Here is a 13,198-nt window from a genome sequence, read left to right on the forward strand (position 1 = left end):
CCCTCCCACATTTGATCTATATCACCTGGGAGAGATCAGTTCGCCAGGCGCGCACCGCTGAGGCTGCCACTCAGTTCATACGCCACCAGTTCCGCCTGGTGCGCCGCCAGAATCTCCGGCAGCGAGCCGCGCAGGTATTCCACCCAGGTCTTGATTTTCGCATCCAGGTATTGGCGCGAAGGATAGATGGCGTACAGGTTCAACTCCTGGGAACGGTAGTTGGGCATGACCCGCACCAGGGTGCCGTTGCGCAGGCCCTCGATGGCCGCGTACACCGGCAACAGACCAATGCCCATGCCGCTAGTGATCGCGGTTTTCATCGCGTCGGCCGAGTTCACCAGGAACGGCGAGGTATTGATTGCCACGCTTTCCTGGCCTTCGGGGCCGTTGAAGGTCCACTTGTCGAGCTGGATCACCGGGCTGACCAGGCGCAGGCAGGCATGGTTGAGCAGGTCATTGGGGCGATGGGCGCAGCCCTTGGCCTTGACGTAATCCGGCGAGGCACAGGCGATGCTGTAGGTGATACCCAGGCGCTGGGACACGAAGCCCGAGTCCGGCAGTTCGCTGGCCAGCACGATGGACACGTCATAGCCTTCGTCGAGCAGGTCCGGCACACGGTTGGCCAGGGTCAGGTCGAAGGTCACGTCCGGATGGGTGCGGCGATAGCGAGCGATGGCGTCGATGACGAAATGCTGGCCGATGCCGGTCATGGTGTGCACTTTCAATTGCCCGGCGGGGCGCGCATGGGCGTCACTGGCCTCGGCTTCGGCTTCTTCGACATAGGCCAGGATCTGTTCGCAGCGCAACAGGTAACGTTTACCCGCCTCGGTCAGTGCAATGCGCCGAGTGGTGCGGTTCAACAAGCGGGTTTGCAGATGGGCCTCAAGGTTGGAGACCGCGCGCGACACATTGGCAGTGGTGGTATCCAGTTGCACGGCGGCGGCGGTGAAGCTGCCGGCTTCGGCCACGCAACTGAAGGCGCGCATGTTTTGCAAAGTGTCCATGGAGTGTTCTCAAGGGAGATGCCAAATTGTGACATGAAGTTGCGCGCAGGTGTGTATCCGCTGGGCGCTGTCCCCTCCCGACATGGGTGGCGAAGAGTCAGGACAACGTCCAGGCCTCACTGACTTTCGCCCTATAGTGCGGCATGTATTCCTGTAGCAAGTGATTGAATGCCGCCTGTGCGCGGGCGCGGTTTTCACCGGTAGGCACGTCGAGGGCGGCGTGGGCGCGCTGTATCAGGGTTTCGGCGGCCCGGGCGAGTACCGGGCTGATGCGTTTGAGTGCGTCAATCTCCGCGGTCAGCGACGTACCGTGGGCCTGCCGGCCCAGGGTGTCGAGCAATGCATGAAAGTCATCGGCGTGCCGCTCTACGTAATCGTCCCAGCCCGGCTGCTCATCGGGGTTTTCCAGGTAGCGGAGGGCGATTGGCAGCAGATGATCCAGTGAGTCGCTGCCTAACCGGTCTTTGTGCAAGGTTTGCCGGGTGCGCAACGACTGCGCCTCGATGCCGCTGAACTGTTCAACCTGTTGCGGCAGTACCAGATTGCGGTCTTTGTCCTCCGTATGACGGGTATAGAGCACCACCGGTTGGCCGTGCTTTATCTTTACCAGCACTTGGGTGGACCACGGTCTGGCGGGATCAGGCAGCGATTCGCTGATCGAGCGGACCAGGTGTCCCCAGCCGAATGTCTGCTCGCCAATGGTATCAAGTGCTTGGTCCAGCATTTCCTTGACGACTTGCCGGGATTCTGAAGGGGCAATATCGATTGTCAGGTAATCACCGCTCAGGTGCGGGTCATCGAGCTTGCGTTGGCTGACTTCAATGGTCACGCCTTTGCCCGCCCCGCCCTGTGACGAGGCCGCTACCCCGGCAGAGAAACTCTGTATCTGGGCGATGGCGGTCAGCTTGTAGACTTTCAGCGCATCGGGGCGCAGCTGAGCAGGGTGACACTGGATCAGCGTGTACATTTCATTCTCCAGCGGCCTATCGATGCGCGACTGTGCCTTGAGCAGCACATAGCGCTCCAGCAATGATTGGGCCTGTTTGTTGCTGGCGTGGCGGGTGGCGTTCAGCTCGGACGCTGGCACGGGTGTGCAGACCTGCCGGGTGAATTGTTTGCTGGTGGCGTCTATGTGGTTTTTCATGTCGGCCAACAGTGCCAGAGGGTCGTCGTTGTAGTGCTTGTGCGAGGCCAGGCGACGATGCGCCAACTCCGGCGCTGTTTCATACAGGCTCAGGATATCCAGGGTGATGTGTCGGTGAGTGCGTTGCAGGGTTGGCTTTATCGTGGTTTTCACCTGCAGAGCACTGAAGACATTCACCGTCGACTTGTTATGGGCCGTCAACGCGAAGCCGCGTTCGGTGATCACCGGTTGGGACGTGTTTCTCACGCTGGGCAGCTCAACATCGGTCAGGCCTGCGTCGGCCAATGCCGCCCTGACATAGGGTTGGCTCAGCGCTGAGTAGGCCAGGTGTTTCTGCAGGTTGTAGCTATCACGCAACAAGCTGGGCAGGTTCTTCGCAGTGCGACGGATACTCTCGCTTAGCGAGGTGCGAACGGAATGGCTGCGCGCATCGGCGTACTGTTCCAGGTTTTCGTATTCGCGAGCCGAAACATAGCCGATACCGAGTTGGCTGTGGGTCTGGAACTGCTTCTCGATCGATGACTTCAACTGTGCCTGCAGGCTGATGGTGCGCGTGCTTCTGATGCGCTGGTCGGCACAGACCTTCAGGCGGGAGTCGGCTGCCAGCTGCGGCCCGGCACGCGTCTGTTGCGTTGGTTCCAATGCAACGTTGTAGCCGATATGACGGTGGTTGCTGCGTTCGCCGCCATTGCGGACATAGGCGAGTGCCGGTAATAACTTTTGCGTCAGGCGCAGATGTTTGCCAGCACTGACGGCTGCCCGGAACTGCCATTTGAGGGCACGACACAGTGCATAGTCGGCCTCGATGTCCGGGTCCCTGGAGGTGCGGTGTCGGCGAAGCAGGTGTTCGGCCTTTTTGAAAAACGCGTAAAAGTCCGGTAATGCCTCTACCGACACCTCAAGGCTCGGCTCTCGGCTGGGCAGCTTGTGGTGAAGCGCCTCTATTGACGCTCGATCGCGATGATAGTCTGCGAGCGGGACCAGCTTTTCCAGGACTCTGTCCGCAATCCAGCACACATCACGCTCCAGGGGGCGCATACCGGGTTGCAGTGGTGCTGGCGAGAGGTGTAGCTGCCTGCGCAGAACGTCAGCGGTCTGTTGTGCAGGGGCGGATATGGCTGCTTCGAAAGGGCGTGCGTTGAGGACTGAAAACATTCGGGCACTCCAGAGGGTGGAATGCTCGTTAGTGTGCTTGCTGGCAGCGCACCGCGCTGTAGGGAGAATGTCCCTGTGCCGGTATAAATAGCCCTACATCCTTGGCGCCAGCTCGGATTATCGCCTGAACGGTAACAAAGATTCACAGGAATGCCAGCTTATCGTCCGCCAAGCCGCCGCCTAGAATTGCGCCACCTCTCCCCGCAACACCCTCTCAGGAATTCACAGCAGTGCCGCGTCGCATCAGCAGAGAGCTCAAGACTCTCAGTGTTTGGGCTTTATCGTTCGCAATCAGCGGCTGCATCGGAACCGGAGGAGTAGCCCCTCAAGGCCAGTCCCTCAACGCCAATAACCTGGCTACCGACGACGCCATCCAGAGCGCCGCTCAAGACGCCCACTGGCCCACCGCACACTGGTGGCAAGCCTACGGCGATCCCCAACTGAACCGCTGGGTCGCCCTCGCTACCGAAAACAGCCCAAGCATGGCCATGGCCGCTGCACGGGTGCGTGAAGCACGGGCGATGGCCGGGGTTGCCGAGTCGGCCGAGTCGTTGCAGATCAATAGCGACACGACCCTCAAGCGTCACAACTGGCCGAAGGATCAGTTCTATGGTCCCGGTGAGCTGAGCGGTGCCAACACCTGGGACAACAATGCGTCCCTGGGCCTGAGCTACGCCCTCGACCTGTGGGGCCGTGAAAGCAATGCCAGCGAACGTGCCGTCGACTTGGCCCACATGAGCGCCGCCGAGGCGCGCCAGGCTCAGCTCGAATTGCAGAACAACGTGGTGCGCGCCTATATCCAGCTGTCGTTGCAGTACGCCAACCGCGATATCGTCGCGGCCACGCTGGCACAACAGCAGCAGATTCTCGACCTGGCCAACAAACGCCTGGACGCGGGGATCGGCACCCACTTCGACGTCAGCCAGGCCGAAACCCCGCTTCCTGAAACCCATCGTCAACTGGATGCCCTGGACGAAGACATCGCCCTGAGCCGCAACCAGCTGGCGGCTCTGGCAGGCAAAGGTCCAGGGGCGGGTGCGCAACTGCAGCGCCCGAGCCTGTCCCTCGCCGCACCCTTGAAGTTGCCATCGAGCCTGCCGGCGCAGTTGCTCGGCCAGCGTCCGGATGTGGTCGCCAGTCGTTGGCAGGTCGCGGCCCAGGCCCGTGGCATCGACGTGGCCCACGCCGGTTTTTATCCCAACGTGGACCTGGTCGGCAGCCTCGGCTACATGGCCACCGGTGGCGGCATGCTGGAGTTCCTGGCGGGCAAGAAATTCAACTACAACGTCGGTCCGGCGATCACCTTGCCAATCTTCGACGGCGGGCGCCTGCGTGCGCAATTGGGTGAAGCCAGCGCCGGTTATGACATCGCGGTCGCCAAGTACAACCAGACGCTGGTCAACGCGCTCAAAGGCATCAGCGACCAGTTGATCCGTCGCGAGTCCATGGACAAACAAGCGTCCTTCGCCGCGCAGTCGGTGGCCTCGGCGCAGAAAACCTACGACATCGCGATGATCGCCTACCAGCGCGGCCTCACCGACTACCTCAATGTGCTGAATGCGCAGACGTTGCTGTTCCGCCAGCAACAGGTGCAGCAACAGGTGCAGGCCGCCCGCCTGAGTGCCCACGCCGAACTGGTCACCGCCCTGGGCGGCGGCCTCGGTGCTGGCAGCGACGTACCGCAAGACGCCAAGACCCTCCCGAGCAAGACCCCGACGGCACTGGCCGTGTTCGATCACTGAGTAGGATTTGATGACTCCCTTGCCTGCACCGCTGCGCTGGCTGCATGCCCTTGAGTGGCGCCGTGGTTTTTTCGACTGGGTACGCAGCGACGGCGTGACCTGGGTGTATATCTTCAAGGTGCTGGCCGCCGCGTTCCTCACGCTGTGGTTGGCCATGCGCCTGGAGTTGCCGCAACCGCGCACGGCGATGATCACCGTGTTTATCGTGATGCAACCGCAAAGCGGCCAGGTGTTCGCCAAGAGCTTCTATCGCTTCCTCGGCACTCTGGCGGGGTCGGCGGTGATGGTGCTGCTGATCGCCTTGTTTGCGCAGAACACCGAGTTGTTCCTTGGTGCCTTGGCGATCTGGGTGGGCATGTGCACCGCTGGTGCCACGCGCAATCGTAACTTTCGCGCCTATGGTTTCGTACTGGCCGGCTACACGGCGGCGATGGTCGGCCTGCCTGCGCTGGCGCATCCGGACGGTGCTTTCATGGCAGCGGTGTGGCGGGTGCTGGAAATCTCCCTGGGGATTCTGTGCGCCACGCTGGTCAGCGCCGCGATCCTGCCGCAAACCTCCAGCGCCGCCATGCGCAATGCCTTGTACCAGCGCTTTGGGGTGTTCGCGCTGTTCGTCACCGATGGCCTGCGCGGGCGCAGCCAGCGTGAAGGGTTCGAGGCCAGCAACGTGCGCTTCATCGCCGAAGCCGTGGGCCTGGAAGGGCTGCGCAGTGTCACGGTGTTTGAAGACCCGCACATGCGCCGGCGCAATGGTCGGCTCAGTCGCCTCAACGGCGAGTTCATGAGCCTTACCACGCGCTTCAATGCCTTGCACCAGTTGCTCGAGCGCCTGCGCAGCGATGCCGCCGACCATGTTGTCGCGGCCATCAAACCCGGCCTGCAAGACCTGGCCGAAGTGCTCGATGGTTTTTCTGGCCGTGCGCTCACCAGCCCCGACGCGTCGCGCCTGGTCAATCAACTGAGCGCCTACAAGGACGGCTTGCCCGCCAAGGTCCGTAGCCTGCGCACCGCCTTCCAGAAAGGCGACCCCGCCGAAGCCGAACAATTGGATTTCCACACCGCCTACGAGCTGCTCTACCGCTTCGTCGACGACCTGCACAACTACGCGCAAACCCACGCGTCCCTGGCCGATCACAGCCATGCGCGCGAGCAGTGGGACGAAACCTTTATCCCGAAGACCAACTGGTTGGCTTGCGCCGCCTCGGGGATTCGCGCGTCGTTTATCTTGGTTGTACTCGGCAGTTACTGGGTCGCCACCGCCTGGCCCAGCGGTGCGACCATGACCCTGATTGCCGCCGCCACCGTGGGCCTGTCCGCCGCCACGCCGAACCCGAAGCGCATGGCGTTCCAGATGGCCTGCGGCACGTTGCTCGGTGCGGTGGTGGGCTTTGTCGAAATGTTCTTCGTGTTCCCCTGGATCGACGGTTTCCCGCTGCTGTGCGTGATGCTTGCGCCGGTGATCATCTTCGGCGCGTTTCTCGCTTCACGTCCGCAATACGCGGGTGTCGGGGTAGGCCTGTTGATCTTCTTCAGCACCGGTTCGGTGCCGGATAACCTCACGGTCTACAACCCCTACACCTTTATCAACGACTACATCGCCATGGTCATCGGCATGCTGGTGTGCGCGGCGGCGGGGGCGATCATCCTGCCGCCCAACAGCCGCTGGTTGTGGCGCCGCCTGGAGCAGGACCTGCGCGAACAGGTGGTGTATGCGATCAGCGGCAAGCTCAAGGGCCTGGCCTCGAGTTTTGAAAGCCGCACCCGCGACCTGCTGCACCAGGCCTACGGCCTCGCCGTCGGCCAGCCGCAAGTGCAGCGCGACCTGCTGCGCTGGATGTTCGTGGTGCTGGAAGTCGGTCACGCGATCATTGAGCTGCGCAAGGAACAGGCGATTCTGCCGGTGCACCCGGCATACGCCGAGTCCCAGCCGTGGCGCCAGGCGATCCGCGTGATGGGCCGCTCGCTGGTGCGGCTGTTCCTGCAACCCAGCGCGAGCAACCTGGAGCGCGGCCTCATCGCCGTCGACCATGCGATCAGCCGCGTACAGGCTACCGACGAACCCTTCGCCCCGCACTTCGACACGTCGGCCCTGCGCCGGGTGAAAAGCTACCTGCACTTTATCCGCACTTCATTGCTCGACCCGCAATCGCCACTCGCTGCCTTTAAAGGAACTGCGCATGCCCCGTGAAATCGCCTTCCACGGCATCTATATGCCGACCATGACCCTGATGTTCCTGATCGCGGCGGGGCTGGCCTGGGGTGTGGATCGCTTCCTGGCCGGGTTCGACCTGTACCGTTTTTTCTGGCACCCGGCGTTGCTGCGCCTGAGCCTGTTCGTCTGCCTGTTCGGCGCCCTGGCGCTGAGCGTCTACCGTTGAGAATGCCCCGATGAAAAAGTTTTTCAGCCTGCTCGCGACCTTGCTGGTACTGGCCTTGGCCATCTGGATTGGCCGCACGTTGTGGGTGCATTACATGGAAACCCCGTGGACCCGCGACGGCCGTGTGCGCGCCGACATCATCAACGTGGCGGCCGACGTCACCGGCGAAGTGGTCGACGTGCCGGTGCGTGACAACCAACTGGTGAAAAAGGGCGACCTGTTGATGCAGATCGATCCCGAGCACTACCGCATTGCGGTCAAGCAGGCGCAATCGCTGGTCGCGTCGCGCAAAGCCACTTGGGAAATGCGCAAGGTCAACGCCCATCGCCGGGCGGACCTGGATGCGCTGGTGATTTCGAAAGAAAACCGTGACGACGCCAGCAACATCGCCGACTCCGCCTTGGCCGATTACCAGCATGCGTTGGCGCAACTGGAAGCCGCCGAACTCAACCTGAAACGCACCCGGGTGCTGGCGGCGGTGGACGGCTATGTCACCAACCTCAACGTGCACCGAGGCGACTACGCACGCATCGGCGAAGCCAAGATGGCGGTGGTGGATATGAATTCGTTCTGGGTCTACGGCTTCTTCGAAGAAACCAAACTGCCCCATGTGAAGGTCGGTGACAAAGCCGATATGCAGTTGATGAGCGGTGAGACCCTCAAGGGCCACGTAGAAAGTATCTCCCGCGGCATCTACGACCGCGACAACCCCGAGAGCCGCGAGCTGATTGCCGATGTGAACCCGACCTTCAACTGGGTGCGCCTGGCCCAGCGGGTGCCGGTGCGGATTCATATCGATGAAGTGCCGCAGGGGGTGTTGTTGGCGGCGGGGATTACGTGCACGGTGATTGTGCGGGAGTTGTCGGGAGGTTGAGGTCGCTATTGGCGGCGTGCGTTGGCCCGCACTTCGCGTCGCCGTCTGACCCGCATTATGCTGACGTATCGGCGGTGATTTCGTGTATTGAGCATCAGCAGGCAGACCAGAGATTGAAACAAGGGAAACAGTGCAAACATAGAAACCGGGTGGCTCCCCAGGTAGTCTGCCGCAAGCAATGCATTCAGGGCTGCGGTGCACACAAGTAGTGGCGGCCCTGAGCGTAACCCTCGTACCACCAGGGCTAATCCCATGCACATTACCAGCACCAATATCAGGCTCGCTGCTATCGCGTATTCGCTGGGGAGATAGTTGATTCGGGTGTAATACGACAGGCTGTGTGACAGGTTGCCTGAACTGCTGACCAAGTTCATGGACACTGCAGTTCCCACCGTGAAAGCGAAACGCTTGGTGTCATTGCACCATGTTCGCGGTGTTGGCGCAGGGGCTTTCTTAATGCTCATGGCTGTCGAACTCCTCGTAGAGCGCGATAACGAGATGGTTGATGTTTCCGGACAGGACACTGCCGGCTATTGCAAAAGCGGCACCCACTTGGTCTGCCAGTTGAATGAGAATGTTGCGGCGTAATTGGGCGTTGGTGAAGCGCTTGGGGAGTTTTCCGGCCAACTGCTTCAGCCGAATCAGTTCGCGAGGATGACGAGGGTTTTGCAGGCGCAGAACTTCGTTTGTCAGCTTTGCGCGTTCTTGGCGGCTCATGCGCCTCAATATGTCGGACAGGTCACGACCCGTCGTGTTCTTTATTGTCATAACGGTCTTGACCGTGACAAACGAAGTACTTCCCGCGCCGACCAGCGAAATACCATCCAGTGCTAACGTCATTGCCTGATACCAACTCAGGCTGTCGTAGTAATCGTTCTGTTCCGGGTTGGCTAGCTCTCTGTATGTTCGCCACACGCCGTTGATACATTGCAAACCACTGGCTGCCGCAGCGGTATAAGCAATGTAACTGACTGCAAGGCTGGAACCTGCACTAAGGGGCGCCGTCGCGATGCCTGCCTTGGCAACGATGATTCCGATCACAGCGCCGCCGCATGACAGAGCCATCCCCGATGCTTCTTTCCACACCTGCGACTCACGCGGCGAACTTGCCGCCAGCTGCGCATATTCTTCTGCCGCCCTGATCGGCCCCGCCATTTCCCGCAACATCACGCGCTTGGGCCTGATACTGCACAGCGGCACAAACTCACGCAGTACCGTCACCTGATAATCACTGCCGATATGCACCACTGCGGCCCCGACGATGGCCGGGTCGGCGTCTATGGTTCGATAGAGCTTGGGCAGGTCCAGCAGACTGGTCAGCCGCTGGCGAGTAGTGGTATGCGCTTGCGGCACACCGCTTTGCAGAAAATCCCTGGGCATCCTTTCACCTGTGAGTCGACAGAGGTGAAGGAGGCTGGGGAATGTTTACTTGTAATGATGTCAGGCCGTTCGCTGTTTTTTGTAGGACGCGGCCTGAGTAGCTATGTCATTGCGCGATAAACGTTTCATGCAAATGGCGCCACAACAGTGCACCACTGGCCTGCTTCTCGAACACCACGGTTGCGCGGCGATCCGTCTGCGTGCCGCTGGCGTCCACCTGATGCTCGCGGTAAGTCACCGTCGCGCCACGTGCATGGCGATCGATACCGGCCATCTCGCTCAAGGTGATTTTCAATCCCGGGCGCATGCCGCCCAAGCGAGTGAACAGGGCATTGACCCCGGCCGCATTCACCCGTGCGCCGGTCGCCGGGGCAACCATGCTGAATTCCGGGGAGAAGCGCGCGAGCAGGTTCTGCAAGGTGCCTTCGGGCGCAACGCCGGCAAACCATTGTTCGATCTCGACATGGGTCTGGATCACTTCGTCAAAAAAATCGCTGTAATCGATCATCGGTGAGGCTCGCTGGCAGGGTGAAGCAATGCGCGTATTCGGGACGTATCCAGACGCAGCACCGCAAAAAGAGGCAGCAGGGTCAGGGCTGCCGCCATCGTGAAGGTTATGGCGAAGGAATCCAAGGCCGACAACAGTGCGCCGAGTATGGCTGCGCCCAGGCAGAAGCTGACTTGCCGATTGATGTTCCACAAGGCGCTGGCGTGGCCCATGCGTTCAGCGGGAATATCGAGAAAGGCCAGGGTCTGCGCGGTGCTGCTGCACAGGCTGCCTCCCAACCCCATCAACAAATAGGCTGGAATGATCAGTGCAGGGCCATTCAGCAACAGGATGCCCAGGCATTGCAGCAGCATGCCCGCCAACAACAACGGCTTCGGACCACAACGGTTGAACAGTTTTTTGCTGAGCAAAATCGCCAGTGCCGACGCCAGTGCCCACGGCAGCATCAAGGCGCCGGTCTGTGTGGCGTCGTACCCGAGGCCGCGAAGATAGAGTATGGCGATGAGGCTGGTACCGATAAACACACCGGGGATGCACAGGTAGATCAGCATCGCGGTGCGCAGCATTGGGCTGCGCAGCTGTTGGAAAATACTGCCCACGTCCAGTGGCACACGACGGCTCGACGGCCTGTCAGGTTTTATCCATAGAACGGTCAGCAGCAGGGTCATCAACGCCAGTGGCAGATTGGCGTAGAAGATCCAGCGCCACGACACGTTGTCGACAATCAAACCACCCAGAGCCGGAGACAGCGCCGGCACCAGCAATGCCACCGACATCACTCGCGCTGTCAGTTGGCTGCGTTCAGCCGCCGGGAAATGCCGGTAAGCCATGGCCTGCCCGACGGGAATCAGCAAGCCACCGCCCAGCCCTTGCAGGGCACGCCAGCCGATCAGTGTTTCAATCGAACTCGCCTGGCCCACCATCACTGACGCCCCGGCGAACAGCAACAGGCTTGCCGCGATCAGCGTTCGCTCCCCCATCACCGCAGCCAACCAGACACTGAGCGGAATGATCACGGTCAGGCCGATCAGATAGGCGTTGCTGATCCATGCCAGTTGTGTGACCGAGGCATGCAGTTCGTGGGCGATATCCGGGTAGGCGACCGTGGCGACAAACATGTTCACCAGGTCCAGGGCAAAACCCAATAAAAAGATCCAGGCGACTTTCGAGCGGTAGGTCATGGGTGTGATCCAGCGAGTGAAGCGGGCAGGGTAGGCGGGTCATGCTGGTTGGGATACGTCGATTTGCCTGTTACTTTGTCAAAAATATTTTGACAAAGGAGGGCGCCGCCGATGGTCAGCCTAGACCGATTCGACACCTTCAAGGCCGTGGTCGAGGCCGGTTCTCTCACCGCTGCCGCTGACCTGTTGGGCCAGACTCGCGCCGTGGTCAGCTTCAACCTCAAGCGTCTGGAAGCAGAACTGGGCGTCACTCTGCTGACCCGCAACACCCGCCAACTGGCGGTGACCGATGCCGGCGAGCGCTTCTACCTGCGCTGCACACGCATGCTCGAAGAGGCGCGACTGGCGGTGGAGGAGGCGCGCTCGGAGCATGCCCAACTCAAAGGCACGTTGCGCATCACCACCACCGTCGAATACGCATTGGCCGTGGTTGCCCCGGCGGTCGAAGCCTTCCGCCGCCTGCACCCGGACCTGGACATACACTTATCCACATCCTCCACTCACGCGGACCTGATCTCCGAGCGTTTCGACGTGGCGATTCGGTTGGGACGCTTGCTGGACTCCAATCACCGCGCGGTGCAGTTGTCCACCTTCGAGGTGTTTGTCGTGGCGGCACCGGAGTTCGCCGGGGTTGACACGCTGGAGGCATTGGAACCGTTGCCCAAATTGGCACATGGCCGTCTGACTGAGTTAAGCCTGACCGACCCCGAAGGTGGCCAACATCAGTACCGTCCCGGCAATGCCTCTCTGGTGGCCGATAGCGCGGCGGTCCTGCAAGCCTTTGCCGTGCGCGGGCATGGCGTGGCAGTGTTGCCGCAGTGGTTGGTGCAGGACGATCTGAGCAGCGGGAGGTTGGTGCGCCTGTTGCCGGACCATCGCTTCGCTCCGCAAGGGGTCTATGCGATGTATCCGGACACTCGGCATTTGCCGCTTAAGGTGCGGGCATTTATTGATTTCATGAAGGGCTAGAGTGAGCCCGCCAGACCAAAACGCTTCTTCAACACCCTCTCCAACAACCCCTTGGGCAACAGCGCCGCCATCAATGGCAACGCGCGGCTGCCGTTGCCCGAACGCAGCAGGCGCGGCGGTTGCGACTGTTGCACGGCCTTGAGCACATCCGCCGCAAACTCATTGGCGGGTGTCGGCTTGTCCTGCGACGCCTGGCTGCGGGCGCGGATGCCGTCGCGCAATGGCCACCATGGCGATTGCTCGTTGATCAACAATTCAGCCTGGACGCCGGCGTTTTTTGCGAAGCTTGTATTGATAGCGCCGGGCTGCACTTCCATGACCCGCACGCCAAACGGCGCTAACTCCATGCGCAGGGCATCGCTCAAGGCATGTACGGCCGCTTTGGATGCGCAGTAGGCACCCGCAAACGGTGTCACCAGCACACCGGACACACTGCCGATATTCACCACCAGGCCTTTGCGTTTGCGCAACGCCGGGAACAGCGCTTGGGTCACGCCGATGATGGAAAACACATTGGTTTCGAATTGGCGTTGCATCGCCTCGGTGCCGCCGTCGAGCAAGGGGCCCATGGCACCGTAGCCGGCATTATTGATCAGCACGTCCAGCTCGCCCCATTGCTCGGCCAGGTGTTTCAAGGCGGCATTGTCGTTGACATCCAGTTGCACAGCATTGAAACCGGCCGCGCCGAGGGTTGCGACATCTTCTTCACGACGGGCGCTGGCCCACACGTCATAGCCTGCTGATTTGAATGCATTTGCCAGGGCGCGGCCGATGCCGCTGGAGCAGCCGGTGATGAGTACGTTGGGCATTGCTCAGTCCTTGGGCGATCTCAGAGTGGATAGGCACCCTACTGTAGCAGTCGT

At 61.1% G+C, this 13,198-nt stretch carries 12 protein-coding genes; 5 read left to right on the forward strand and 7 right to left on the reverse strand.

Annotated elements, in window-relative coordinates:
• Window positions 1-35: 35 nt before the first annotated feature.
• Together BFN10_RS03875 and BFN10_RS03880 are read right to left on the reverse strand one after the other, a co-directional pair.
• A complete protein-coding gene (locus BFN10_RS03875; protein ID WP_058422937.1) occupies window positions 36-1,004 on the reverse strand; it encodes a LysR family transcriptional regulator in 969 nt (322 codons plus the stop codon).
• 97 nt (window positions 1,005-1,101) lie between these two features.
• Window positions 1,102-3,045 carry a hypothetical protein gene (locus BFN10_RS03880; RefSeq protein ID WP_071488547.1) on the reverse strand — a complete coding sequence of 648 codons (1,944 nt, stop codon included), beginning with the start codon at window positions 3,043-3,045 and terminating at the stop codon, window positions 1,102-1,104.
• A 488-nt stretch (window positions 3,046-3,533) separates the two neighbouring features.
• Between BFN10_RS03880 and BFN10_RS03885 the strand changes: the two genes are divergently transcribed.
• The 4 genes from BFN10_RS03885 to BFN10_RS03900 are packed head-to-tail and all read left to right on the forward strand — an operon-like array spanning window position 3,534 to window position 8,297.
• Window positions 3,534-5,045, forward strand: a complete 1,512-nt coding sequence (locus tag BFN10_RS03885) for an efflux transporter outer membrane subunit (RefSeq protein ID WP_071488548.1) — start codon at window positions 3,534-3,536, stop codon at window positions 5,043-5,045.
• 10 nt (window positions 5,046-5,055) lie between these two features.
• Window positions 5,056-7,233: an FUSC family protein gene (locus BFN10_RS03890; protein ID WP_071488549.1), complete on the forward strand. Its 2,178-nt coding sequence runs from the start codon at window positions 5,056-5,058 to the stop codon at window positions 7,231-7,233.
• Window positions 7,223-7,423 (forward strand): DUF1656 domain-containing protein, encoded by a 201-nt coding sequence (locus tag BFN10_RS03895; RefSeq protein ID WP_071488550.1) that lies wholly within the window; start codon window positions 7,223-7,225, stop codon window positions 7,421-7,423. The genes BFN10_RS03890 and BFN10_RS03895 overlap by 11 nt, the downstream gene beginning before the upstream one ends.
• A gap of 10 nt (window positions 7,424-7,433) precedes the next feature.
• Window positions 7,434-8,297, forward strand: a complete 864-nt coding sequence (locus BFN10_RS03900; RefSeq protein ID WP_071488551.1) for an efflux RND transporter periplasmic adaptor subunit — start codon at window positions 7,434-7,436, stop codon at window positions 8,295-8,297.
• A gap of 5 nt (window positions 8,298-8,302) precedes the next feature.
• Here BFN10_RS03900 and BFN10_RS28635 read toward each other — a convergent pair whose 3' ends face one another.
• The 4 genes from BFN10_RS28635 to BFN10_RS03915 all read right to left on the reverse strand — a co-directional run bounded on the left by BFN10_RS28635 (window position 8,303) and on the right by BFN10_RS03915 (window position 11,366).
• On the reverse strand, window positions 8,303-8,761 hold the full coding sequence (locus BFN10_RS28635) for a hypothetical protein (protein ID WP_231999481.1): 459 nt from the start codon (window positions 8,759-8,761) through the stop codon (window positions 8,303-8,305).
• Window positions 8,751-9,677: an Ssp4 family T6SS effector gene (ssp4, locus tag BFN10_RS03905; protein ID WP_071488552.1), complete on the reverse strand. Its 927-nt coding sequence runs from the start codon at window positions 9,675-9,677 to the stop codon at window positions 8,751-8,753. Before ssp4 ends, BFN10_RS28635 begins: the two co-directional genes overlap by 11 nt.
• Before the next feature lie 106 nt (window positions 9,678-9,783).
• Window positions 9,784-10,185, reverse strand: coding sequence for a DUF4440 domain-containing protein (locus tag BFN10_RS03910; RefSeq protein WP_071488553.1), 402 nt, complete (start codon window positions 10,183-10,185; stop codon window positions 9,784-9,786).
• Window positions 10,182-11,366, reverse strand: coding sequence for an MFS transporter (locus BFN10_RS03915; RefSeq protein ID WP_071488554.1), 1,185 nt, complete (start codon window positions 11,364-11,366; stop codon window positions 10,182-10,184). The genes BFN10_RS03910 and BFN10_RS03915 overlap by 4 nt, the downstream gene beginning before the upstream one ends.
• A 111-nt stretch (window positions 11,367-11,477) precedes the next feature.
• Here BFN10_RS03915 and BFN10_RS03920 point away from each other — a divergent pair, with 111 nt between their 5' ends.
• Window positions 11,478-12,335, forward strand: a complete 858-nt coding sequence (locus BFN10_RS03920; RefSeq protein ID WP_071488555.1) for a LysR family transcriptional regulator — start codon at window positions 11,478-11,480, stop codon at window positions 12,333-12,335.
• On the opposite strand, the gene BFN10_RS03925 is transcribed toward BFN10_RS03920, so the two are convergent.
• Window positions 12,332-13,144, reverse strand: coding sequence for an SDR family oxidoreductase (locus BFN10_RS03925; protein ID WP_071488556.1), 813 nt, complete (start codon window positions 13,142-13,144; stop codon window positions 12,332-12,334). The genes BFN10_RS03920 and BFN10_RS03925 overlap by 4 nt on opposite strands.
• Window positions 13,145-13,198 lie beyond the last annotated feature (54 nt).

The organism is Pseudomonas extremorientalis (assembly GCF_001870465.1).
Taxonomy (GTDB): domain Bacteria; phylum Pseudomonadota; class Gammaproteobacteria; order Pseudomonadales; family Pseudomonadaceae; genus Aquipseudomonas; species Aquipseudomonas extremorientalis.

Coding starts and splice junctions, on each gene's coding strand:
- BFN10_RS03875 (WP_058422937.1), bottom strand. CDS start 1,004: ATGGACACTTTGCAAAACATGCGCGCCTTCAGTTGCGTGGCCGAAGCC.
- BFN10_RS03890 (WP_071488549.1), top strand. CDS start 5,056: ATGACTCCCTTGCCTGCACCGCTGCGCTGGCTGCATGCCCTTGAGTGG.
- BFN10_RS03895 (WP_071488550.1), top strand. CDS start 7,223: ATGCCCCGTGAAATCGCCTTCCACGGCATCTATATGCCGACCATGACC.
- BFN10_RS03900 (WP_071488551.1), top strand. CDS start 7,434: ATGAAAAAGTTTTTCAGCCTGCTCGCGACCTTGCTGGTACTGGCCTTG.
- BFN10_RS28635 (WP_231999481.1), bottom strand. CDS start 8,761: ATGAGCATTAAGAAAGCCCCTGCGCCAACACCGCGAACATGGTGCAAT.
- ssp4 (WP_071488552.1), bottom strand. CDS start 9,677: ATGCCCAGGGATTTTCTGCAAAGCGGTGTGCCGCAAGCGCATACCACT.
- BFN10_RS03910 (WP_071488553.1), bottom strand. CDS start 10,185: ATGATCGATTACAGCGATTTTTTTGACGAAGTGATCCAGACCCATGTC.
- BFN10_RS03915 (WP_071488554.1), bottom strand. CDS start 11,366: ATGACCTACCGCTCGAAAGTCGCCTGGATCTTTTTATTGGGTTTTGCC.
- BFN10_RS03920 (WP_071488555.1), top strand. CDS start 11,478: ATGGTCAGCCTAGACCGATTCGACACCTTCAAGGCCGTGGTCGAGGCC.
- BFN10_RS03925 (WP_071488556.1), bottom strand. CDS start 13,144: ATGCCCAACGTACTCATCACCGGCTGCTCCAGCGGCATCGGCCGCGCC.